Below are 22,020 nucleotides of genomic sequence, written 5' to 3'. Positions count from 1 at the left end.
CCCGACATGAGGATCATCCTGGTGACCGGCCCCGGCGGCGCCGGACGCACCACCGTCGCCGCGGCCACCGCCCTCGCCGAGGCGCGGGCCGGGCGCCAGGTGCTTCTGGTCTCGGCCGAGGCCGACACGGCCCTCGGGGCGGACGGGGACAAGGGTCTCCGGATCCTCCGCCCCGACCCCGGCGCCGACTTCCGCCGCGAGTTCCTCGCCCTCCAGGCCCGCTCCGGCGCCGCCCTCGACCTCCTGGGCGCCGCCCCGCTGGAGGACGCCGAACTGACCGAGCTCCCCGGCAGCAGACAGTTCGCCCTGCTCCGCGCCCTGCGCGACGCCGCCGCCGGCGACCGGGACCTGGTCGTCGTCGACATGCCGCCGCTCGACGAGGCCCTCGCCGTCCTCGCCCTGCCCGCCCAGCTCCGCCGCTACCTGCGCCGCCTCCTGCCGCCCGAACGGCAGGCCGCCCGCGCCCTGCGCCCGATGCTCGCCCAGCTGGCCGGGGTCCCCATGCCCGCGCAGTGGCTGTACGGGACGACCGGCCGATGGGAGGCCGAGCTCGCCGCCGTCCAGGCCGTCGTCGACGCCCCGGCCACCACCGTCCGGCTCGTCGTCGAACCCGGCCCGGCGGCCGTCGACGCCCTGTGCACCGCCCGGCTCGGCCTCGCCCTCCACGGCCTCGCCCTCGACCTGGTCATCGCCAACCGGCTGCTCCCCGCCGACTCTCCGGACCCCTGGTTCGCCGGACTGACCGCCGAGCAGCACAAGCACCTGGAGCGGCTCCGTACCGAGCACACCGGGACCGTCCACGCGCTGCCGCACCTCGGCCGCGCCCCCCGGGGCCCGGAGGACCTCGACCTGCTCGCCGTCGAGGTGGGCCCGCCGGCCGCCGTGCCCGACCGGAGCGTCGAGGACCGCCGTGCCGAGGAGGGCATCCTCGTCTGGCACCTGCCCCTCCCCGGCGCCGTCAAGGGCGAGCTCTCCCTCGTACGCCGGGGGGACGAACTCCTCCTGGAGGCCGGCCCGTTCCGGCGGGCCGTGCCGCTGCCGCCCGCCCTGCGCCGCTGCACCGTCTCCGGCGCCGGGCTGGTCGACGGCGATCTGAGGGTGCGCTTCACCCCCGTTCCCGGACTCTGGCCGAAGACATCGCAACGGACCCCGTGACGGCGTGTACCGTCGACGGTATAAGCCGTAAGGAGTACGCCATGAGCGATTCGGATGCCTGGGCCAAGGCGTGCGCCGAGGACCTGGAGGCAGAGAGGGCCCGCCGCCGCGCCCGCGCCGGCGCGGAGCCCGGGTCGGCCGCCGAGGAGTTCCGCAAACTCTTCGACGCCGTCGCCGACAAGGTCTCCTCGCTGCGGAACCCGCTGATGGGCATGGCCGCCCAGGGCGCCGTGCAGCAGACCGTCCAGCAGCTCGTCAATCAGGCGAAGGCCGCCGTCGAGCCGGTCGTCGAGCGCAACCCGCAGGTCTTCGACCACCTCGCGGCAGCGGGCAACGAGCTGCTCGCCGCCTACCGGTCCGCGGTCGAGGCCCATGAGACCCGCTGGACGCGCGAGGACGACCTCCAGAAGGAAGACCTCCAGAAGGAAGACCTGGACAAGGAAGACCCGCGCAAGGAGCACCCGCGCGAGGAGCACCCGCGCAAGGGCGACGGCCCGACCGACGCCGGCCCCGGCGGGGACGACGAAGGCACCGGAACCGGGCAGCACATCGACCTGGACTGACCAGGTGGGCCGGCGCCCTCGGGTACGGTGGGCCTTAGCGGGGCTCGACCGAAAACTGAGGGACACATGGGACTCACCATCGGCGTCGACATCGGCGGCACGAAGATCGCGGCCGGCGTGGTCGACGAGGAGGGCAACATCCTCGACACGCACAAGGTGCCCACCCCGCCGACGCCCGAAGGCATCGTGGACGCGATCTGCGCCGCGGTCTCGGAGGCCGGCAAGGGTCATCAGATCGAGGCTGTCGGCATCGGTGCCGCGGGCTATGTCGACGACAAGCGCGCCACCGTCCTCTTCGCGCCGAACATCGACTGGCGGCACGAGCCGCTGAAGGACAAGGTCGAGCAGCGGGTCGGCCTGCCCGTCGTCGTCGAGAACGACGCGAACGCGGCCGCCTGGGGCGAGTACAAGTTCGGTGCGGGGCAGGGACACGAGGACGTCATCTGCATCACGCTCGGCACCGGGCTCGGCGGCGGCATCATCATCGGCAACAAGCTGCGCCGCGGACGCTTCGGCGTCGCGGCGGAGTTCGGCCACATCCGGGTCGTCCCGGACGGCCTGCTGTGCGGCTGCGGCAGCCAGGGCTGCTGGGAGCAGTACGCCTCCGGCCGCGCGCTCGTCCGGTACGCGAAGCAGCGCGCCAACGCGACACCGGAGAACGCGGAGATCCTGCTCCGCCTCGGCGACGGCACGCCCGACGGCATCGAGGGCAAGCACGTCAGCGCCGCGGCACGCCAGGGCGACCCGGTGGCCGTGGACTCCTTCCGCGAGCTGGCCCGCTGGGCGGGCGCCGGCCTCGCCGACCTGGCGTCCCTCTTCGACCCGTCGGCGTTCATCGTCGGCGGCGGTGTGTCGGACGAGGGCGAGCTGGTCCTCGACCCGATCCGGAAGTCCTTCCGCCGCTGGCTGATCGGCGGACAGTGGCGGCCGCACGCCCAGGTTCTCGCGGCCCAGCTCGGCGGGAAGGCCGGACTGGTGGGCGCGGCGGACCTGGCACGCCAGGGCTGAGCACCCGTACGAACGCAGAGCGGCCACCGCCCGCCGTGCCCCTCGGGGTACGGCGGGCGGTTGTCGTATGTTGCTCGGCATGGCGATCAGTGACCTGCCCAACTCCCGCACCGAAGAGGACGGTTCGGCCGTCCTGCGGGTGCTGAGCTACAACGTCCGGTCCCTGCGGGACGACGAGGACGCGCTCGCCCGGGTCATCCGGGCCTGCGCGCCCGACCTCGTGTTCGTCCAGGAGGCGCCGCGCTTCTTCCGCTGGCGCAAGCACGCCGCCCGGCTCGCCGCCAAGAGCGAACTCCTCGTCCTGAGCGGCGGGGCCACGGCCGCCGGGCCGCTGCTGCTGTGCTCCCTGCGGGCCACCGTCGAGCGCACCGAGGACGTCCTGCTGCCGCTCACCCCCGGACTGCACCGCCGCGGCCTCGCGACCGCCGTCGTGCGGTTCGCCGGCGCCCGGGTGGGGCTGATCAGCTGCCACCTCAGCCTGCGGGCGGACGAGAGGTACGCCCAGGCCGGCATGGTCCTCGACCGGGTCGCCGCCATGGGCGCCCCGCACACGATCGTCGCCGGTGACCTCAACGAGCGCCCGGACGGCCGGAGCTTCACCCGGCTGGCGAAGGAGCTCCAGGACGGCTGGGCGGTCAGTCCTTGGGGCGGCGAGTACACCTCCACGCCCACGGACCCGCACCAGCGCATCGACGCGATCCTGGCCACCCCGGGCGTTCAGTTCCTCGGCTGCGGTGTCCCCACGGACCTCCCGGAGGCGGACCTCAGGGCGGCGACGGACCACCTGCCGGTCCTCGCGGCGGTCAGGATCCCGGCGAGCTGAGCACGGCGTACGCCGAAGGAAGCGGCGCGAGCACGGCGTACGCCGAAGGAAGCGGCGCGAGCACGGCGTACGCCGAAGGAAGCGGCCTGAGCAGGACGTGCACCGAACGAAGCGGTGCCGGGCCGAAGCGTGCGGCCCTACACCACCGCGCCGCGGCCCGGGTCGTCGTAGCCGTCATCGTCGTCGTCGTGCTTCATCCGGGCCACCAGCGTCGCGAAGCCGCCCAGGAAGCCGCCCACGCACAGCGTCGTCAGCCACCACGTCATGTCCCAGCCGAACAGCACCGCCACCAGCATGAGCACCGGGCCGCCCGCCACGCCCAGCCAGGCGAACTTCGTCGTCGCGTCCGCCTCCGGCAGCGGTGGCGGCTCCGGCGGCACGAAGTGCCCCTCGTCGCCGTCGTCCTTGCCGCTCCGGCCGCTCTTGCGGCCCTCCGCCGGCTCCTCGTCGGGATCGGTGAGCCGATAGTCGCGCGGGCCTGGGCCCACGCCCACCCCCGGTGCGAAGACGACCGAGCTGCCGAGCGCCGGTCTCTCCGGCTCCTCGTCCTCGTCCCCGTCGTCGCCCGCCGCCGGCTCGTCGCCGTCGTCGTCCTCCTCCGGCGGCTCCGGGAGCGCCAGATCCTCCACCGGACGGACGCGCTCGCCCCCCGGCGAAGGGTCCGCCGGCTCCTCGCCGTACCCGGCGACGATCGCCGCCCAGGCGGCCTCCTCGTCGATGGGCTGCGGCTCGCGCTCACCGTCCTGCTGCTCAGCCACTGCTGGTGCTCCCCTTCTCCCCGACCACGTCCGGAGCGAGCCGGCCGATGAACGCCCAGCTCTCCTCGAAGATCCGCTCCGCATCGTGGTCCAACGTCGCCACGTGGTAGCTCTGTTCCAGCAGGATCTCCGTCACGTCCGTCGAGGAGACCCGGCTCAGGATGCGGGCCGAGTCGGCCGGCGGCACCACATGGTCCTGGGGGCTGTGCAGCAGCACGATCGGCTGCGTGACCTGCGGCAGCTCGGCGTCCACCACCTGGAAGAACCGCCGCAGCGAGTACGCGGCGTGCAGCGGCACCCGGTCGTAGCCGATCTCCGCCACGCCCTCCTTGGCGATGTCGCTGGCGATGCCGTTCGTCGAGGGCACGAAGTGGCGGACCACCGGCAGCGCGTGCGCCGCCACACCGTGCACCTTGTTGCCCGGGTTCACCAGCACGAGGCCGCGGACCGCGTCCCCGTGCCTGGCCGCCAGGCGCAGCGACAGCGCCCCGCCCATCGACAGACCGAAGACGAAGACCTGGGAGCAGCGCGCGAGCAGCTCCTGAAGCGCCCGGTCCACCTCCGCGTACCAGTCCTGCCAGGTGGTGAGCTGCATGTCCTGCCAGCGGGTGCCGTGCCCCGGCAGCAGCGGCAGCGACACCGTCACGCCCCGCGCGGCCAGATACTCGGCCCAGGGCCGCATCGACTGCGGAGAACCGGTGAATCCGTGACAGAGAAGGACGCCGACCTCTCCGCCTTCGTGGCGGTACGGCTCGGCTCCAGGAAGGACCGGCACCGGGGTCTCCTGTTCGGGGTTCGGCTTCGGGGATCCGACGAAGCTTCAGGGTCCGACGAAGCGACGACAAAAGGGGAAGGACCTTCACCGTACGCGACCGGACCGACACCGACCAGGGCCGTTCGCACCAAGGTACGCCGTCGTCGGCCGCTCCCGCCGAGGGATGGGCGACAAGGCGGGATAAGGTCTGTTCGACAGCACACGGAAGGTACTCGAGTTGATCTACGGCGCAATGAAGTTCTCCATCGGAGGGTCACTGAAGCTCGCCTTCAGGCCGTGGGTGGAGGGCCTCGAGAACATTCCCGCCGAGGGGCCGGCGATCCTCGCGAGCAACCACCTGTCCTTCTCGGACTCCTTCTTCCTGCCCGCCGTCCTCGACCGCAAGGTCACCTTCATCGCCAAGGCCGAGTACTTCACCTCGCCCGGTGTGAAGGGCAAGCTCACCGCCGCCTTCTTCAAGGGCGTCGGCCAGCTCCCGGTCGACCGCTCGGGCGCTCGCGGCGCCGGTGAGGCGGCCATCAAGGCCGGTATCGAGGTCATCGAGAAGGGCGGGCTCTTCGGGATCTACCCCGAGGGCACGCGTTCGCCGGACGGCCGCCTCTACCGCGGCAAGCCCGGCGGCCTCGCCCGCGTGGCCCTCGCCACCGGCGCGCCCGTCATCCCGGTCGCCATGATCGACACCGAGAAGATCCAGCCACCCGGCAAGGTCGTCCCCAAGCTGATGCGTCCGGGGATCCGGATCGGCAAGCCGCTGGACTTCAGCCGCTACCACGGCATGGAGGGGGACCGCTTCATCCTCCGCTCGGTGACCGACGAGGTCATGTACGAGATCATGAAGCTGTCCGGCCAGGAGTACGTGGACATCTACGCGACGGCCGCCAAGCGGCAGCTCGCGGAGGCCGAGAAGGCCGCCAAGGAGGCCGTGAAGGAAGAGATCGCGGCGCGGGAAGAGTCCGGCGCCTGATCCCCGCTGGGGAGCGCCCGGGGGTGGGGGAGATGGCCAAGCGCGAGCGTGTCGTGCGGATGTCGGTCGAGCAGCCGCTGTGGCGCGCGCTCACCGCGTACCGCGTCCTGACGATGATCTACGCGGTCCTGATCTTCGGCTTCGGCCGTGACCGGTACGAACGGCCCTGGGTGGCCGTCGCCTTCCTCGCCGTCATGTGCCTCTGGACGCTGGCCACGCTGCCGAAGGTCGCGAACGCGGCCAGCTGCACCAAGCGCTTCCTCGTCGCCGACCTGGCCGTCGCCCTGACGGGCATCCTGCTCACCCCGCTCGCCGACGAGCAGGCCCGGAGCGTCGACGGCCCGACCCTGCCGTCGATATGGACCGCGGGCGCCGTCCTGGCGTACGCGATCAAGGGCGGCTGGCGCTGGGCCGGTTTCGCCTCCTCGCTGGTCGCCGTCGCCAATATTGTCGAGCGCGGCACCCCAAGCCGGGACACCCTCCACAACGTCCTGCTGGTGTGGGTGGCGTCCATCGCCATCGGGTACGTCGTCGAGGTCGCCCGCGCCTCCGAGCGCACCCTCGCCCGGGCCCTGGAGATCGAGGCGGCGACCCGGGAGCGCGAGCGCCTCGCCCGGGACATCCACGACAGCGTGCTCCAGGTCCTCGCGATGGTGCAGCGGCGCGGCACGGCCCTGGGCGGCGAGGCCGCCGAACTGGGCCGGATGGCCGGGGAGCAGGAGGTCGCCCTCCGTACCCTGGTCGCCGGCGGACTCACCCGCCCGTCGCTGGTCTCCGAGGACGAGTCCGAGGGAGCCGTGGTCCGCTTCGTCGACGATCCCGACGAGGACGCGGCCGGTGCCGGCTGCCCGGTCGATCTGCGCACCCTGCTCGCCCCGCGGGCCGGCGCGAAGGTCACGCTCTCGGACCCGGGCGCCCCGGTCCTGCTCCCGCCGGCCCCCGCCCGTGAGCTGGCGGCCGCTGTCGGCGCCGCCCTGGACAATGTCCGGGTGCACGCGGGCGAGAGCGCGCGGGCGTGGATCCTGGTCGAGGACTGGCCGGACGAGGTGATCGTGACGGTACGGGACGACGGCCCGGGCATCCCGGAGGGCCGGCTCGCACAGGCGGAGGGCGAGGGCCGGATGGGCGTCGCCCTCTCCATCCGGGGGAGACTGCGGGATCTGGGCGGCACGGCCGAGCTGATCTCGGTCCCGGGCCAGGGCACGGAAGTCGAGTTGAAGGTGCCGCGGGATCGCGGGACCCACGGGGGAAGGTGAACGGACAGATGAGCGAAGAGCAGGCGGAACCGCGGGTGGATCAGCAGGTGGACGAGGAGCGGACGGCCGGACCGATCCGGGTGATGGTCGTCGACGACCACCCGATGTGGCGGGACGCGGTCGCCCGCGACCTCGCCGAGGCGGGCTTCGACGTGGTCGCCACGGCCGGCGACGGTGAGCAGGCCGTACGCCGGGCCGGGGCCGTCGGCCCGGACGTCCTGGTCCTGGACCTCAACCTGCCCGCCAAGCCGGGCGTCCAGGTCTGCAAGGAGCTGGTCGGCGCCAACCCCAGGCTGCGGGTCCTGGTGCTCTCCGCGAGCGGTGAGCACGCCGACGTCCTGGAGGCGGTCAAGTCCGGTGCCACCGGCTATCTCCTCAAGTCCGCCAGTACGGCCGAGCTGATCGACGCGGTGCGCCGCACCGCCGTCGGCGACCCCGTCTTCACGCCCGGCCTCGCGGGACTCGTCCTCGGCGAGTACCGCCGCCTCGCGTCCGAACCCGCCCCGGCGGCCGGCGCCGACGAGCCCAAGGCCCCGCAGCTCACCGAGCGCGAGACCGAGGTCCTGCGGCTCGTCGCCAAGGGCCTGAGCTACAAGCAGATCGCCGAGCGCCTGGTCATCTCCCACCGGACCGTGCAGAACCACGTCCAGAACACGCTCGGCAAGCTCCAGCTGCACAACCGCGTCGAACTCGTCCGGTACGCCATCGAGCGCGGCCTCGACGACGCCTGAGCGTGTCGGCCCCGCGCCGACAATTCACTCTCCATGCCGTGTCGGAGTGACCCACGTCACTACTAGCGTGGGTCGTCCGCACCGTCGGCCACGGCGAAGGAGATCTCCATGCACGTCGGCGTACTGACCGGGGGAGGCGACTGCCCCGGTCTCAACGCGGTCATCCGCGGCATCGTCCGCAAGGGCGTCCAAGAGTACGGTTACGCGTTCACCGGGTTCCGCGACGGCTGGCGCGGCCCCCTGGAGGGCCGCACGGTACGGCTCGACATCCCCGCCGTGCGGGGCATCCTGCCGCGCGGCGGCACGATCCTCGGCTCCTCCCGCACCAACCCGCTCGCGGTGGACGGCGGCATCCGCCGGATCAAGGAGAACCTCGCCAAGAGCGAGATCGACGCCCTGATCGCGATCGGCGGCGAGGACACCCTCGGCGTCGCCGCCCGGCTGGTCGACGAGTACGGCGTTCCCTGCGTCGGTGTCCCGAAGACCATCGACAACGACCTCTCCGGCACCGACTACACCTTCGGCTTCGACACCGCCGTCGGTATCGCCACCGAGGCCATCGACCGCCTCCACACCACGGCCGAGTCCCATATGCGCGTCCTGGTGGTCGAGGTGATGGGGCGCCACGCGGGGTGGATCGCGCTCCACTCCGGGCTCGCCGGCGGCGCCAACGTCATCCTCATCCCCGAGCAGCGCTTCGACCTCGACCAGGTCTGCGCCTGGGTCACCTCGCGCTTCCAGGCCACGTACGCGCCGATCGTGGTCGTCGCCGAGGGGGCGATGCCCCGGGACGGTGAGGCGGTGCTCAAGGACGGCACGCTCGACTCGTACGGGCACGTCCGGCTCTCCGGGGTGGGGGAGTGGCTCGCCAAGGAGATCGAGCGGCGGACCGGCAAGGAGGCCCGCACCACCGTCCTCGGTCATGTCCAGCGGGGCGGCACGCCGAGCGCCTTCGACCGCTGGCTCGCCACCCGCTTCGGTCTGCACGCCATCGACGCGGTCCGCGACGGCGACTTCGGGAAGATGGTCGCCCTGCGCGGCACCGACATCGTCCGCGTCCCCATCTCCGAGGCGACCGCGCGGCTCAAGACCGTCGATCCGGCGCTCTACGCGGAGGTCGGGGTCTTCTTCGGCTGAGGTCCATCGGTCGAGGACAGGACGGCACGCGAACCGCCTCCGGGGGCCGTATATTCGCCGGGTACCAGACAATTCCGGCAAACCCCCGGAGGGGCTCCGTGGAGATCCTGGCGTTCGGTGTGCAGGCGGACGAGAAGCCGCTGATCGAGAAGGCCTTCCACGGCCACCACGACGTCCGCTGCCTGGACGTCTTCCTCACCGAGGACACGGCCCCCATCGCCGCCGGATACGAGGCCGTGTCCACCAGCGTCAACGCCGACCTCGGCGGCCAGGTCCTGCGCACACTGGCCGCGGGCGGTACGAAGCTGATCGCCCAGCGCTCCACGGGCTTCAACAACATCGACCTCGACACCGCCGCCCGGCTGGGCCTCACCGTCGCCCGGGTCTCGTACTACTCCCCGTACTCCGTCGCCGAATTCGCCTGGACCCTGGCGATGGCCGTGAACCGGCGGATCGTCCGCGCCTCGAACCGGACCCGCGACTTCGACTTCCGGCTCGACGGACTGATGGGCCGCGACCTGCGCGGCCGCACCGTCGGCGTCCTCGGCACCGGGAAGATCGGCGAGGCGTTCACCCGCATCGCGCACGGCTTCGGCATGAACCTTCTCGGCTGGGACGTCGCCGAGAACCCCGCCTGTGTGGAACTCGGCATGGAGTACGTCGACAAGAAGCGGCTCTTCGCCGAGTCCGACCTGATCAGCCTGCATGTACCACTGCTCCCGGCCACCCGCCGTCTCATCGACGCCACCGCCCTGAAGACCATGAAGGACGACGTCATCCTGGTGAACTCCAGCCGCGGCGGCCTCGTCGACACCGAGGCCCTGGTCCGCGAACTCCGCGCCGGCCGGTTCTCCGGAGTCGGACTCGACGTGTACGAGGCGGAGGCCGGGCTCTTCTTCCTCGACAAGTCCCTGGAGGTCGTCGAGGACGACACCCTGGCCCGCCTGGTGACCTTCCCGAACGTCGTGGTCACCTCCCACCAGGCGTACTACACCGTCGACGCGGTCGGCCAGATCGTCGCGACGACCGTCCAGAACGTCCTCGACTACACCGCGGGGCGGCGCAGCGAGAACGTCCTGGTCCCGGCCGCCGTTGCCGGGGGCCGGGAGGACTGAGCCCCGCTGAGGCGGGGAGCAGGCGCAGCGCGGGCCAGGCTTGGCAGGTGTCCAAGGACCATCCCCGGAGGCGGGGAACCGACGTGCAGCACGGGCTCAACGAGCGGGATCGCCTCCGGTCACACGAGTCGCGGGCATCGCGGCAAGTAGACCGGCGATCATCTCCGCGCCTGCCATTGTCAGCACCGACTCCGGGTGGAACTGCAGCGAGGCCCACCCCGGTCCGCGCAGCGCGTGCACCTCGTCCGTCTCCGGGTCCCGGCTCACCTCGATCCGGTGCAGCGCCAGTTCGGTGGCTGCCCGGTCGTCGCAGCGGGCCGTGAAACTGTTGTAGAAGCCGACCGTCTGCGCCTGCCCGAAGAGATCGATCCGCACCTGCGCCCCCTGGAACGGGGTCCGCTTGCGGACGATCTCCATGCCGAGTTCGGCCGCGATCAGCTCATGGCCCAGGCACACGCCCAGCAGCCCGTGGCGGTGCCCCCTGACCAGATCGGCGGTGAGCCCCCGCAGGAAGCGCATCTTCAGGTCGGCCGCGTCCGCCGGATCGCCCGGCCCCGGCCCGAGCACCACCGGGCCGTCGTGGCCGAGCGCGAGCTCCCGAAGCCCCGGCTCGTCGTAACGGACGACCGACACCTCCAGACCCGAGGAGCGCAGCAGATGGGCCAGCATCGCCGTGAAGGTGTCCTCGGCGTCGACCACCAGCGCGTGGCCCGTCAGCTCCGCGGACCGCGCCTGCATCTTCAGCCAGAACGGCGCCAGGTCCGCCCGACGGGCGTCCAGCGCCGCCCGCACCCGAGGGTCGTCGGCGAGCCGCGGCGCCAGGGGCGACTCGTCGCGCGGACGCCCGGGGCGTACGCCGAGAGCGGCGAGCACCCCCGCCGCCTTGGCATGCGTCTCGGCGACCTCGCCCGCCGGGTCGGAGTGGCGGACGAGGGTCGCGCCGACCGGCACCCGCAGGTGCCCCTCCGCCGAGATGTCGGCGGTCCGGATCAGGATGGGGGAGTCCAGGGTCTGGACACCGTTCTCGTCCTGTCCGAGCAGCGCGAGCGCCCCCGCGTAGTAGCCCCGTCCGCCGGCCTCATGGCGCTCGATGACCCGGCACGCGTTCTGCACCGGTGAGCCGGTGACCGTCGCCGCGAACATCGTCTCCCGCAGCACCTCCCGTACGTCCAGGGACGAACGGCCGCGCAGCTCGTACTCCGTGTGCGCGAGGTGCGCCATCTCCTTGAGCCGCGGGCCGATCACCACCCCGCCCATGTCGCCGACCGTGCACATCATCTTCAGCTCCTCGTCGACCACCATGGAGAGCTCCTCGGTCTCCTTGCGGTCGGCGAGGAAGGCCAGCAGGTCCTCGGGGGTGGGGGCGGCGCCGGCCGGGTAGCGGAAGGTGCCGCTGATGGGGTTCATCACGACCGTCCCGCCGGACATCCGTACGTGCACCTCGGGGCTCGCCCCCACCAGCGTGCGCTCCCCGGTGTGGACGACGAACGTCCAGTACGCGCCCCGCTCACCGCTGAGCAGCCGCCTGAACAGTGCCAGGGCGTCGGCGCGCCCGAAGCCCGGGATCTCGCCGGTGAAGGTGCGGCGGATGACGAAGTTGGCTCCTTCGCCGGAGCCGATCTCCTCGTCGATGACCCTTCGGACGGTCTCGGCGTACGACGCGTCGGACACGTCGAACCCGCCGCCCTCCACCCGTACCTCATGGGTCGGCAGCTGCTCCATGGCGGCGGCGAGCGGCAGCTCGTGCGCCTCCTCGGCGACCAGGACGGAGAGCGGGGTGCCGTCGTCGCGGACGTCGAAGCCGCGCTCGCGGATCTGCCGGAAGGGCACGAGGGCGAGCGTCGGCAGCGCGCCGACGGGCAGGTCGGCCAGCCGCTCGGCCTGGTGGACCGAGCCGATCAGCACCTCGACGGTGTCGTGGTCACGGCCCGGTGTTCGCCTGCGGAGCAGGGCGAAGGGCGGGCAGGAGTCGTCCAGGAGACGGGAGAGTTCCATGCGGATGCGTCGTTCCTTCCGGGAGGGAGAGGAACGGCCCCGGGTACGAAAAAGGCCGCCCCTCGGGCGGCCTTCGCGTGTTCGGTGTACGCGCAGTCAGTGGGCCGCCGGATGAGCGGTCCACCACCAGTTCTGGGTCGAGAGACGGGTCGAGTGCGCGAACATGCCCGCACTCTAACCCAGCGGGACACGCGAACGGGGCCCGGTTCACACCGTGGACGGTGCGAGCCGGGCCCCGAGAGCACTGCGACGGGTCAGCGGATCAGAAGATCATGTTGTAGATCTGCCAGCCGCTGCCGACCTTGATGCGCGGCGGGAACGGCGCGGAGGCGTTGCCGCTGCCCGTGTACAGCCAGAGCGCACCGGAGCCGTCGCGCGCGATCACGTCCGTACGACCGTCACGGTTGAGGTCGCTCGGGCCGACGATCGTGTTGTACGTCTGCCAGCCCGTACCGATCTTCACCCGCGGACCGAACGGCGCGCTCGCTGTGCCGGTGCCGTTGTACAGCCAGAGCGCGCCGGCCGAGTCGCGGGCCATGACGTCGGGCTTGCCGTCACCGGTGAGGTCACCGGTGCTGACGATCATGTTGTAGGTCTGCCAGCCGGTGCCGACCTTCAGGCGCGGCCCGAGCGGGGCGCTCGGGTTGCCGGTGCCGGGGTACAGCCAGAGCACACCGGAGCTCTCCCGGCCGATCACGTCGGGCTTGCCGTCGCCGGTCTGGTCCCGCACGCCGATCACCTGGTTGAAGACGCCCCACCCGGTGCCGGCCTTCACGCGCGGCTTGAAGGGACCGGAGGGGTTGCCGCTGCCCGGGTAGTACCAGAGCGCACCGGAGGGCTCCCGGGCGATGACGTCACCGGTGCCGTCGGCCCGGAGCGCGGTCAGCGGGGTGACGAGGTTGTAGGCCTGCCAGCCGCTGCCGACGCGGTAGCGGGCGTAGAACGGGGCGGACGCGGTGCCGGTGCCCTGGTACTGCCAGAGGGCGCCGGAGGAGTCACGGGCGATGAGGTTGTAGCGGTCGGTACCGGCGTCGGGAGCGGTGGTGCCTATCTCCTTGACGTCGCTCGCCTTCACCCACACCAGCCGGTGGTTGAAGCGGATGGGGATGAAGATGTTGGTCTTGCCCTCGACCCGGGTGCCGTTGGTGTTGTACGCGCTGTAGTAGTAGTCACCGGGCGCCGCGGGGCCGGCCTTGGCGTACGCCTGCCCGGCGGGGAGCTTGTACTTCGTCAGGTACGCGTTGTTCTCCGACTGCACGGGGACACCGGTTCCCGCGTAGGCCGCGTCCTCGGGGTAGGCGCGCCCGTAGACCGGAACCGACGTGGCGCCGTCCTTGGCCGTGAGCACGGTCTGGGTCGTGCCGACCGGCGAGGTGAACTGTCCGCCCGGGTTCCGGAACCAGGCCTTCTGGCCGCCGTACCAGATCGCGGTCCAGTCGGTACGCGCCTCGGCGACGACGTACTCGCCGCCCGCGACGACCTTGTTCGCCCAGTTCGGGCCCTCGGACCAGGTCTGCGTGCCGAGGTAGGCGTCCTGCAGCGCGTAGGCCGGGTCGGCGACGGGGGTCGTGTACAGGTAGCCGAAGTTCGCCGGCTGCGTCGCCACGGCGTTGCCGCCGTAGGTCAGCGTGGGCTGGTTCGCCGTGGTGAACGGCGGCACGACACGGACCAGCTGACCGGCCTTGAGCGGGCCGCCGGCGCCGCCGGCGCCCGTGGGGGCGCCCATCAGCGACATGTAGTGGTTCCAGTCCCAGAACGGGCCCGGGTCCCAGTGCATCCCGCGCACCTTCGCGTCCAGCACGCCCGGGATCTCGTCGTGGGCGATGATGTGCTGCCGGTCGAGCGGGATGCCGTACTTGTTCGCCAGGAACTTCACGACCGCGGCCGAGGACTCGTACTGCGGCTCGGTGTACCAGCTGCCCGCCTTGATGGCGTAGCCCTCGTGCTCGATGCCGATCGAGTGCATGTTCGCGGTCTTGTTGCCCGCGTGCCAGGCCTCGTTCTTGGTCTCCACCATCTGGGTGACCAGACCGTCCGAGGCCCGGATCAGGTAGTGGGCGCTCGCGTACGACGCGGGGTTCTGGAAGACCGCCAGCGACCCCTCGTAGCCGCCCTCGGTGTCGTGGATGATGATCTGGCGGATGTCGAAGCCGTTGGCGGGGCGGCTCGCGATGTTGTAGTTGCCGTCGTTCTGCGAGTAGGCCGCGGGCCTGAAGTCGCACTGGAGGCCGGTCGGGCACTCGGTCGCCGGAGCCCGCGTCGTGCTGGCGAACGTCGCGGCGAGCGGGACGTTCGAGGGCTTGACCGGCTCGACCGACGGGTCGGCCGGCAGCGCGATGTGCTGGCCGTCGGTGGTGAGCGCCTGCTCGCCCGTCTTGATCGACTCGAAGACGCGGTTGGCGAAGAGGGCGGCGCCCTTCTTGTCCGGTGCCTGGCTGAAACGGGCCACGGCCGGGTACCACTGGCCCGGCTCGTCCGGCAGCTCGCCGGTCGCCTGCTTCTGGTACTCGGCGAGCAGCGCCGCGCCGGCGCGGATGGACTCGGCGGTGTCGTCCTTCAGGGACTCGGCGGAGCTGTCGATCAGCTCGGCGGCCTTGTCCAGCGTGTGCAGCCGCGGGTCGTCGGTGTCGACGGTCTCCTTCGGCAGCGTGCTCAGTGCCTTGGCTGCGTTGAACTTCTTCTCGACCGCAGGGTCGCCACTGCGGTTCATGTGCTCGAGGCGGTGCTCGTCGGCCTCGGCCTCGATGTCCTCCGGGTCGACGTCCGTCAGACCCATGACGTTGTACGCGCCGGTGACGCTCGGCTCGCCGTCGTGCGACTCCCACCGCGTCTGCCGGTACGAGACCGCCATCAGCACGCTCTGCGGTACGTCGAACTCCCGCGCCGCCTCCGCGAACTGCGACTGAAGAGAAGCGTTTCCGCTGTTCTTGCCGTCCTCGGACCCCAGCACGCCGGGCGACGCCACCGCGATGGTGCCGATCGTGGCGGTGGCGACGACGGCCGCCGCCGCCCCGTAAAGCAGCCGTCGTTTCTTGCGATCCCTGCGGTGCCCTTGGCTCACGCCCACCCCTGCTGATTCGATTTTTCGAACTGTTGATGTTTAAACGCGCGTGAGGGTAACACCACCTGATGATGAGATCATCGTCAGCGGACATTTCGGGCGCGCGTCTCAGCCATTGGGCGCCGCGCTGGACTGGTCGCCCGACCCCGTAATGTGGTGGTTGTGACCGTGAACGCTAAGACCACCGCTACCGGTGGCAACACCTGGCGAGACCTTCCCGCGGCGCAGCAGCCCGAGTACCCCGATGCCGAGGCTCTGCGCGATGTGATCGCGGACCTCGAGTCGTATCCGCCGCTCGTCTTCGCGGGCGAGTGCGATCAGCTGCGCGCCCGCATGGGAGCCGTCGCCCGGGGCGAGGCGTTCCTGCTCCAGGGCGGCGACTGCGCCGAGGCCTTCGACGCCGTGTCCGCCGACCACATCCGTGCCAAGCTCAAGACGCTGCTCCAGATGAGCGCCGTCCTGACGTACGCGGCCTCCGTGCCCGTCGTCAAGGTCGGCCGCATCGCCGGGCAGTACTCCAAGCCCCGCTCCAAGGGGACCGAGACCCGCGACGGCGTGACCCTGCCCACCTACCGCGGTGACTCGGTCAACGGCTTCGACTTCAACGAGAAGGCCCGCATCCCGGACCCCGAGCGCCTGAAGCGGATGTACAACGCGTCCGCCTCCACGCTCAACCTGGTGCGCGCCTTCACCACCGGCGGCTACGCCGACCTGCGCCAGGTGCACGCCTGGAACCAGGACTTCGTGAAGTCGTCCCCGTCGGGTCAGCGCTATGAGCAGCTGGCGCGCGAGATCGACAACGCGCTCAACTTCATGAAGGCCTGTGGCACCGACCCGGCCGAGTTCCGCGCGGTCGAGTTCTACGCCTCCCACGAGGCGCTGCTGCTCGACTACGAGGGCGCCCTGACCCGTACCGACTCGCGCACCGGCGAGCTGTACGACACCTCCGGCCACATGGTCTGGATCGGTGAGCGCACCCGGCAGCTCGACGGCGCGCACATCGAGTTCGCCTCGAAGATCCGCAACCCGATCGGCATCAAGCTCGGCCCGACGACCACGGTCGACGAGGCGCTGACGTACGTCGACCGCCTGGACCCGGACCGCGAGCCCGGCCGGCTGACCTTCATCGTCCGGATGGGCGCCGACAAGGTCCGGGACAAGCTCCCGGAGCTGGTCGAGAAGGTCACCGCCTCCGGCGCGACCGTCGCCTGGGTGACGGACCCTATGCACGGCAACACCTTCGAGGCGGCCTCCGGCCACAAGACCCGCCGCTTCGACGACGTGCTCGACGAGGTCAAGGGCTTCTTCGAGGTCCACAAGGCTCTGGGCACGCACCCGGGCGGTATCCACGTCGAGCTCACCGGTGACGACGTCACCGAGTGCGTGGGCGGCGGCGACGAGATCTTCGTCGACGACCTGCACCAGCGCTACGAGACGGCCTGCGACCCGCGGCTCAACCGCAGTCAGTCGCTGGACCTCGCGTTCCTGGTCGCGGAGCTCTACCGCGACTAGCGGCGTGATCAGTACGTGGCTTCGTACGACGGTGGGGCGCGGATCGATGTGATCCGCGCCCCACCGTCGTATTCAGGGCTTTTACGCGCCAGGGTCGCCGGGTAAGGTTAGGTTAGCCTTATCGATCTCGGCGGGAGGTGAACCGCGTGTACGTCTGCTCATGCTTCGGTGTCACGGAGAAGCAGGTCAAGGACCACGCGGACGCGGGCGCCTGCACACCTCGCCAGATCGCCTCGGCCTGCAAGGCCGGCACGGACTGCGGTTCCTGCGTGCGGCGCATCCAGAGCATCCTCGGGCGCGGCAACTGCCCTCGACGGGAGCTTCTGGACCAGGGCATGCCTGCCCTGGCGACCGACCTCTCCGCCCCCGATGAGCTCTCCGAGGCCGCCTAGCCGCTGTCCGGCGGCCGGCCCTAGCTCGGCTGCTCGATCAGCGTCGAGAGGTAGAGCGCCTCGCCCAGGTTCTCGATCAGCTCCAGCTGGGTGTCCAGGTAGTCGATGTGGTGCTCCTCGTCGGCCAGGATCTCCTCGAAGAGGTTCGCCGAGGTGATGTCACCCTTGGCCCGCATGACCTCGATCCCCCGCTTGAGGCGGTCGATCGCCTCCACCTCCACCTGGCGGTCCGCCTGGAACATCTCGGTGACCGTCTGGCCCACCCGTACGTGGAAGAGCCGCTGGTAGTTGGGCAGCCCGTCCAGCATCAGGATGCGTTCGGTGAGCTTGTCCGCGTGCTTCATCTCATCGATGGACTCTTCGCGGGTGTACTTGGCGAGCTTGGACCAGCCCTTGTTGTCCTGGATGCGGTAGTGCAGCCAGTACTGGTTGATGGCCGTGAGCTCGCCGGTCAGCTGCTCGTTGAGGAACTCGAGGACCTCGGGGTCGCCCTGCATCGCAGAGGCTCCTTCCACACATGTCTACGCCGTGACTGGGCAGGATGGCCGCATCCTTGCACCACGGATGGGGGGCGTCCAGTAAGTGCAGGCTTAGTGGGAGTTGCCCGGATAGGGGCGGGTGGGTGGTTGCCTGGTCATGACCACCCCTCGCCGTCTGTCACCATGGATGACATGGGTCAGCCGGAGAGCGGGGTACACCGGGAAGCAGGACAGTCGGATCTTCCGCCGGGGCAGCGGCTGCAGCGCGGCTGGCCGGTCACCCATTACGGTCCCGTCCCCAAGTTCAAGCCCGACCGCTGGGAGTTCAGGGTCTTCGGGGCGACGGCGGACGGCGACAAGCGGTGCTGGAACCACGAGGAGTTCTCCGCCCTGCCGTTCTCCACGGTCGTGGCCGATCTGCACTGCGTCACGAAATTCAGCATGCTCGGGGCCGAATGGGGTGGGGTGCCCGCCCGGACCATCCTGGAACTGGCCCCGCCGGCCGCCAACGTCACGCATGTGATGGTCTGGGCCGAGTACGGCTTCAGTGCCAATATGCGGCTCTCCGACTTCGCCTCCGACCGCACGATCTTCGCCACGCACAAGGACGGTGAGCTGCTCACCGCCGAGCACGGCTTCCCGCTCCGGCTCGTCGTGCCCCATCTGTACGCCTGGAAGGGGCCCAAATGGGTCCGGGGCGTGGAGTACATGACCGCCGATCGCCGCGGCTTCTGGGAGGAGCGCGGCTATCACAACATCGGCGATCCGTGGACGGAGCAGCGGTACTCGTACCAGGAGGGACCGGGCGACGGCCCGGAGCTGTAGTCGCTCCGGACCGCCGTTCTCGTGTGGGGTCTCCTCCGCGCGCGGCCTCAGTGGTGGTACTGGTGCACCACCGCGTGGCCCTTGCCGCGGCCGATCATCCACTTGTTGACGGGGGTGGTGATGACGAACGCCGCCGCGAGGGCGATGGCGAGGACGATCCAGAAGAGCGGGTCACCGAGGTGGGCGTCCATGGCGCCGGGCCACAGGGCGATCACGCCGTTGTCGATGAGCTCCATGACGGCTATGGAGAGGGTGTCGGCGGCCAGCGCGACCTTGAAGGCGGTCGTGAAGTCCACCCCGGCCTTCAGGATGCCGCGCAGGGTGAGCGCGTAGCCGAAGAAGAAGGCCAGGACGATCGCGAGGATCATCGTCGGTACGTTGCCCCAGCCGAGCGCGGTACCGATGACCATGCCGAGCACCTCGCCGATGGCGCAGCCGGTGAGGCAGTGGAGCGTCGCCTGGGCGGCCATGGACCAGGAGACCTTGCCGAGGCCGTGCCCGTGGTGCTGGTGGGCGTGTTCGCCGTGGCCCTCGTGGCCCTCGTGGCCCTCGTGGCCCTCGTGGCCTGTGTGGTCGTGGTGTGCGTGCGCTTCGTGCTGCATGAGAACCCCCAGGTAGCGGTGCCTGCCTCCCTGAGAACGCTATACCCCCTGGGGGTATTCCTCAACGGGAAAATCATCCCCGGAGTTTCTTCAGCCGCTCCACGTCCGCGACATGCCCGTCCTTCCCGCCCGGCGTCTCGATGATCAGCGGAACCCCGTCCGTCGCCGGGTGGCGCATCAGCTCCCGGAACGGCTCCTCGCCGATGTGACCGGCCCCGATGTTCGCGTGCCGGTCCTTGTGCGCACCGACGACGTCCTTGGAGTCGTTGGCGTGGATCAGCTTCAGCCGTCCCTCGCCGACGGTCGCCACCAGCTCGTCGAGCGTCCCCGCCATGCCCCGCGGCCCGGCCAGGTCGTGGCCCGCGGCGAAGATGTGGCAGGTGTCGAGGCAGATGCCGAGCTTCGGATGGCGGTCGAGGGCGTCGAAGTACGGGCCGAAGTCCTCGGCCCGCGAGCAGAGCGAGAACCCCTGTCCGGCCGTCGACTCGAGCAGCAGGAACGGGTCGTCCGGGTGGGTCAGCTCGTCGAGCAGCGGCAGCATCCGCTCCCGTACCTGCGCCAGCGCCTCCTCCCGCGGACGCCCGCCGGTCGCCGAGCCGGTGTGCACCACCACGCCCTTCGCGCCGATCTCCCGGCCGCGCCGCAGCGAGTGGCGCAGCGACTCCACCGACCGCTCGACGGTGGCCTCGGTGTGGGAGCCGAAGTTGATCAGGTACGGGGCGTGGACCCAGGCCGACAGGGGCTCGCCCTCGCAGGCGGCCCGGAACAGTTCGTCCTGTGCCGGATTGCCGAGCGGGGTGGCCCAGCCGCGGGGATTGGCGACGAAGACCTGTACGGCCTCCGCGCCCAGGTCACGGGCGTAGGCGAGACCGGTCGTGGCGAGGCCGCCGGCCACGGGGACATGGCCGCCGACGGGGTTGCGCATGAGTCTTACAGTCCCTTGATCGTGAGGGTGATGGTGGATCCCTCGGGAGCGGTGGAGCCGCCGTCGACGGACTGGCCCGCGACCGTGTCGCCGAGGAAGGGGAAGGTCTTCTCGATCTTCACGTCGAAGCCCGCGTCCTCCAGCGCTGAGCGCGCGTCGTCGGCCTTCTCGCCCACGACGTCGGGCACCTCGACCATCCGCGGGCCCTTGGAGACGGTCAGGGTGATCGTGTCGCCCGCGGCCGCGCGGCTCCCCTCCGCGAGGGACTGGGCGGCGACCGTGCCCGCCTCCTCGGGAGAGTTGATCTGCTCGGTGGCGATCCGGACGGTGAGCCCGGCGTCCTGGAGCGTGCTGGTGGCGTCGGCCACCGACGCGCCCGTCACGTCCGGGACGTCGATCGGGACACCCTTGCTGACGACCAGGGCGACGGCCGAGTCCGGGCTGCGCTCCGTGCCGGGCTCGGGGTCGGAACCGATGACGGCGCCCTGGGCGATGTCCTCGCTGAAGGCGTAGGTGATCACACCGGCCGCCAGACCCTCCCGCTCCAGGAGCTTCCTGGCCTGCGCGAGCGGCTTCCCCTTGAGGTTCGGGACCTTCACGATCTCCGGGCCGCGGGAGAGAGTGAGCGTGACCGTGCCGTTGCCCCGGATCCGCTCACCGGAGGCGGGGTCGGTGGCCATGACCGTGCCGCGCTCGTACACGTCGCTGAAGGCGCGCTTCGTCGCGCCGACTTCCAGACCGGCGTCGGTCAGCCGCTTCGTGGCCTGGGCCTCGCTCTGGCCGAGCACGGCCGGCACGCGCGTGAACTGGCCGGAGTTGATGTACCAGACACCGGCGCCGACCCCGAGGGCGAGCAGCACCGCGGCGAGCACGAGCAGCGGACCGCGCGGGCGGGACACCGCGCGGCGCGCGGGGCGCGGCTCGGGCGGGGGCATGGTCAGCCGGCTGGTGTGCTCCACCCGCTGCTGCCCGACGGGCGGCACCGCCCGCGGGATGACGCTGGTCCGGTCCTCGGACGCGTCGCGCTCCTCGGTCGGGGCGAGCGCCTGCGGCGGTACGGCGTCCAGCTGCTCGTCCGTGAGCGCGGCGCGGGCCTCCCGGGCCCGCGCGAGCAGCGCGACGGCGTCGTGCGGCCGGACGTCGGGGTGGCGGGCGGTGGCGCCGGCCACCAGCTCGTCCAGCTCCGGGGCGAGCCCGGGGACGGCGGCGGAGGGGGCCGGAACGTCGGTGTTCAGGTGCTGGTAGAGGACCTGCGCGGGCGTGTCCCCGCCGTGCGGCTTGCCGCCGGTGAGCATCTCGTACAGGACGACACCACACGCGTACACATCGGCGCGGGTGTCCGCGGTGCCGTGCTCGATCTGCTCGGGGGCGAGGTACGAGACCGTGCCGAGGACGGAGCCGGTGGTGTTCGTCGCCGACCCCACGGCCCGTACGAGACCGAAGTCGGCGACCTTGACCCGGCCGTCGTCCCCTATCAGGACGTTCTCCGGCTTCATGTCCCGATGCACGAACCCGGCCCGGTGGGCGGCGCCCAGCGCGGCGAGGACCGGCTCCAGGATGTCCAGCGCGGCCCGGGGCTGCAGGGCGCCCCGCTCGCGCAGGACGTCACGCAGGGTGCACCCGGCGACGTACTCCATGGCGAGATAGACGTACGCGCCGTCGGCGCCCTGGTCGAAGACGCCGACCACATTCGGGTGGGAGAGCCGGGCGACGGACTTCGCCTCGCGGATGAACCGCTCGACGAAGGCGGCGTCGGTGGCGAGCGCCGGGTGCATCACCTTGAGCGCGAGCACCCGGTCGAGGCGGGTGTCGACGGCCCGGTAGACCGTGGCCATCCCGCCGACGGCGACGCGCGCGTCGACGCGGTAGCGGCCGTCGAGCAGCTGCCCGACAAGGGGGTCCTGGAGGGTCGTGTCCACGGCGTCGAGTCTACGAGCCGGTGAG

21 protein-coding genes are annotated in these 22,020 nt (G+C 71.2%); 12 read left to right on the top strand and 9 right to left on the bottom strand.

The genetic code is table 11. The features are described 5' to 3' along the window. Positions 1–6: 6 nt before the first annotated feature. From J7E93_RS10145 to J7E93_RS10130, 4 genes are all read left to right on the top strand, one after another. Entirely contained in the window at positions 7–1,155 is a 1,149-nt protein-coding gene (locus J7E93_RS10145) for an ArsA family ATPase (protein WP_215067588.1), read from the top strand. Between the two features lie 41 nt (positions 1,156–1,196). Then, a complete protein-coding gene (locus J7E93_RS10140; protein ID WP_215067586.1) occupies positions 1,197–1,718 on the top strand; it encodes a DUF5304 domain-containing protein in 522 nt (173 codons plus the stop codon). A 66-nt stretch (positions 1,719–1,784) separates the two neighbouring features. Beyond that, the gene (locus J7E93_RS10135) at positions 1,785–2,726 is read left to right on the top strand and encodes an ROK family glucokinase (protein WP_215067584.1); all 942 of its coding nucleotides are present in this window, start codon (positions 1,785–1,787) and stop codon (positions 2,724–2,726) included. 79 nt (positions 2,727–2,805) lie between these two features. After that, the gene (locus J7E93_RS10130; protein ID WP_215067582.1) at positions 2,806–3,549 is read left to right on the top strand and encodes an endonuclease/exonuclease/phosphatase family protein; all 744 of its coding nucleotides are present in this window, start codon (positions 2,806–2,808) and stop codon (positions 3,547–3,549) included. A gap of 137 nt (positions 3,550–3,686) precedes the next feature. On the opposite strand, the gene J7E93_RS10125 is transcribed toward J7E93_RS10130, so the two are convergent. Together J7E93_RS10125 and J7E93_RS10120 are read right to left on the bottom strand one after the other, a co-directional pair. Continuing rightward, complete coding sequence (locus J7E93_RS10125; RefSeq protein ID WP_251066322.1) at positions 3,687–4,391, bottom strand: hypothetical protein; 705 nt, start codon at positions 4,389–4,391, stop codon at positions 3,687–3,689. Beyond that, positions 4,300–5,082 carry a carboxylesterase gene (locus tag J7E93_RS10120; RefSeq protein WP_215067578.1) on the bottom strand — a complete coding sequence of 261 codons (783 nt, stop codon included), beginning with the start codon at positions 5,080–5,082 and terminating at the stop codon, positions 4,300–4,302. The genes J7E93_RS10125 and J7E93_RS10120 overlap by 92 nt, the downstream gene beginning before the upstream one ends. 232 nt (positions 5,083–5,314) lie before the next feature. Between J7E93_RS10120 and J7E93_RS10115 the strand changes: the two genes are divergently transcribed. From J7E93_RS10115 to J7E93_RS10095, 5 genes are all read left to right on the top strand, one after another. Beyond that, positions 5,315–6,046, top strand: coding sequence for a 1-acyl-sn-glycerol-3-phosphate acyltransferase (locus tag J7E93_RS10115; protein ID WP_215067638.1), 732 nt, complete (start codon positions 5,315–5,317; stop codon positions 6,044–6,046). 32 nt (positions 6,047–6,078) lie between these two features. Further along, the gene (gene macS / locus J7E93_RS10110; protein ID WP_215067576.1) at positions 6,079–7,302 is read left to right on the top strand and encodes a MacS family sensor histidine kinase; all 1,224 of its coding nucleotides are present in this window, start codon (positions 6,079–6,081) and stop codon (positions 7,300–7,302) included. Positions 7,303–7,310: 8 nt separating this feature from the next. Then, positions 7,311–8,033: a response regulator gene (locus tag J7E93_RS10105; protein WP_374105366.1), complete on the top strand. Its 723-nt coding sequence runs from the start codon at positions 7,311–7,313 to the stop codon at positions 8,031–8,033. Positions 8,034–8,141: 108 nt separating this feature from the next. Next, the gene (locus J7E93_RS10100; RefSeq protein ID WP_215067574.1) at positions 8,142–9,170 is read left to right on the top strand and encodes a 6-phosphofructokinase; all 1,029 of its coding nucleotides are present in this window, start codon (positions 8,142–8,144) and stop codon (positions 9,168–9,170) included. A 98-nt stretch (positions 9,171–9,268) separates the two neighbouring features. After that, the gene (locus tag J7E93_RS10095; RefSeq protein ID WP_215067573.1) at positions 9,269–10,285 is read left to right on the top strand and encodes a 2-hydroxyacid dehydrogenase; all 1,017 of its coding nucleotides are present in this window, start codon (positions 9,269–9,271) and stop codon (positions 10,283–10,285) included. Positions 10,286–10,381: 96 nt separating this feature from the next. Here the strand turns inward: J7E93_RS10095 and J7E93_RS10090 are convergent, their stop codons facing one another. From J7E93_RS10090 to J7E93_RS10080, 3 genes are all read right to left on the bottom strand, one after another. Next, on the bottom strand, positions 10,382–12,280 hold the full coding sequence (locus J7E93_RS10090) for an anthranilate synthase family protein (protein ID WP_215067572.1): 1,899 nt from the start codon (positions 12,278–12,280) through the stop codon (positions 10,382–10,384). Between the two features lie 96 nt (positions 12,281–12,376). Beyond that, complete coding sequence (locus J7E93_RS38310; RefSeq protein ID WP_215067634.1) at positions 12,377–12,445, bottom strand: trp operon leader peptide; 69 nt, start codon at positions 12,443–12,445, stop codon at positions 12,377–12,379. Between the two features lie 97 nt (positions 12,446–12,542). Further along, a complete protein-coding gene (locus tag J7E93_RS10080) occupies positions 12,543–15,341 on the bottom strand; it encodes an N-acetylmuramoyl-L-alanine amidase (protein WP_215067571.1) in 2,799 nt (932 codons plus the stop codon). Positions 15,342–15,503: 162 nt separating this feature from the next. On the opposite strand from J7E93_RS10080, the gene J7E93_RS10075 reads away from it, so the two are divergent. Both J7E93_RS10075 and J7E93_RS10070 read left to right on the top strand, forming a co-directional pair. Then, positions 15,504–16,853: a class II 3-deoxy-7-phosphoheptulonate synthase gene (locus J7E93_RS10075; protein WP_158986554.1), complete on the top strand. Its 1,350-nt coding sequence runs from the start codon at positions 15,504–15,506 to the stop codon at positions 16,851–16,853. 137 nt (positions 16,854–16,990) lie between these two features. After that, positions 16,991–17,245: a bacterioferritin-associated ferredoxin gene (locus J7E93_RS10070; protein WP_215067570.1), complete on the top strand. Its 255-nt coding sequence runs from the start codon at positions 16,991–16,993 to the stop codon at positions 17,243–17,245. Between the two features lie 20 nt (positions 17,246–17,265). Here the strand turns inward: J7E93_RS10070 and bfr are convergent, their stop codons facing one another. Next, the gene (gene bfr / locus J7E93_RS10065) at positions 17,266–17,742 is read right to left on the bottom strand and encodes a bacterioferritin (protein WP_215067569.1); all 477 of its coding nucleotides are present in this window, start codon (positions 17,740–17,742) and stop codon (positions 17,266–17,268) included. Between the two features lie 174 nt (positions 17,743–17,916). Here bfr and J7E93_RS10060 point away from each other — a divergent pair, with 174 nt between their 5' ends. After that, positions 17,917–18,549 (top strand): sulfite oxidase-like oxidoreductase, encoded by a 633-nt coding sequence (locus tag J7E93_RS10060; RefSeq protein WP_215067568.1) that lies wholly within the window; start codon positions 17,917–17,919, stop codon positions 18,547–18,549. Between the two features lie 47 nt (positions 18,550–18,596). On the opposite strand, the gene J7E93_RS10055 is transcribed toward J7E93_RS10060, so the two are convergent. From J7E93_RS10055 to pknB, 3 genes are all read right to left on the bottom strand, one after another. Further along, on the bottom strand, positions 18,597–19,151 hold the full coding sequence (locus J7E93_RS10055; protein ID WP_215067567.1) for a DUF4396 domain-containing protein: 555 nt from the start codon (positions 19,149–19,151) through the stop codon (positions 18,597–18,599). Between the two features lie 73 nt (positions 19,152–19,224). Beyond that, complete coding sequence (locus J7E93_RS10050; RefSeq protein WP_215067566.1) at positions 19,225–20,076, bottom strand: deoxyribonuclease IV; 852 nt, start codon at positions 20,074–20,076, stop codon at positions 19,225–19,227. A gap of 5 nt (positions 20,077–20,081) precedes the next feature. After that, complete coding sequence (gene pknB / locus J7E93_RS10045) at positions 20,082–21,995, bottom strand: Stk1 family PASTA domain-containing Ser/Thr kinase (protein ID WP_215067565.1); 1,914 nt, start codon at positions 21,993–21,995, stop codon at positions 20,082–20,084. Positions 21,996–22,020: the final 25 nt, after the last annotated feature.

This window comes from Streptomyces sp. ISL-36 (genome assembly GCF_018614205.1).
Classification (GTDB): Bacteria; Actinomycetota; Actinomycetes; order Streptomycetales; family Streptomycetaceae; genus Streptomyces.
Note: the sequence above shows the minus strand (reverse complement) of the source record. Positions and strands in the feature narration are given on the sequence as shown.

Excerpts from the sequence above, each read along its gene's own strand:
- J7E93_RS10055 (WP_215067567.1), bottom strand. The coding sequence starts at position 19,151 with ATGCAGCACGAAGCGCACGCACACCACGACCACACAGGCCACGAGGGC.
- J7E93_RS10105 (WP_374105366.1), top strand. The coding sequence starts at position 7,311 with ATGAGCGAAGAGCAGGCGGAACCGCGGGTGGATCAGCAGGTGGACGAG.
- J7E93_RS10130 (WP_215067582.1), top strand. The coding sequence starts at position 2,806 with ATGGCGATCAGTGACCTGCCCAACTCCCGCACCGAAGAGGACGGTTCG.
- J7E93_RS10090 (WP_215067572.1), bottom strand. The coding sequence starts at position 12,280 with ATGGAACTCTCCCGTCTCCTGGACGACTCCTGCCCGCCCTTCGCCCTG.
- J7E93_RS10135 (WP_215067584.1), top strand. The coding sequence starts at position 1,785 with ATGGGACTCACCATCGGCGTCGACATCGGCGGCACGAAGATCGCGGCC.
- J7E93_RS10145 (WP_215067588.1), top strand. The coding sequence starts at position 7 with ATGAGGATCATCCTGGTGACCGGCCCCGGCGGCGCCGGACGCACCACC.
- J7E93_RS10115 (WP_215067638.1), top strand. The coding sequence starts at position 5,315 with ATGAAGTTCTCCATCGGAGGGTCACTGAAGCTCGCCTTCAGGCCGTGG.
- J7E93_RS10060 (WP_215067568.1), top strand. The coding sequence starts at position 17,917 with ATGGGTCAGCCGGAGAGCGGGGTACACCGGGAAGCAGGACAGTCGGAT.
- J7E93_RS10050 (WP_215067566.1), bottom strand. The coding sequence starts at position 20,076 with ATGCGCAACCCCGTCGGCGGCCATGTCCCCGTGGCCGGCGGCCTCGCC.
- J7E93_RS10125 (WP_251066322.1), bottom strand. The coding sequence starts at position 4,391 with ATGCGGAGCGGATCTTCGAGGAGAGCTGGGCGTTCATCGGCCGGCTCG.
- J7E93_RS10100 (WP_215067574.1), top strand. The coding sequence starts at position 8,142 with ATGCACGTCGGCGTACTGACCGGGGGAGGCGACTGCCCCGGTCTCAAC.
- J7E93_RS10140 (WP_215067586.1), top strand. The coding sequence starts at position 1,197 with ATGAGCGATTCGGATGCCTGGGCCAAGGCGTGCGCCGAGGACCTGGAG.
- bfr (WP_215067569.1), bottom strand. The coding sequence starts at position 17,742 with ATGCAGGGCGACCCCGAGGTCCTCGAGTTCCTCAACGAGCAGCTGACC.
- macS (WP_215067576.1), top strand. The coding sequence starts at position 6,079 with ATGGCCAAGCGCGAGCGTGTCGTGCGGATGTCGGTCGAGCAGCCGCTG.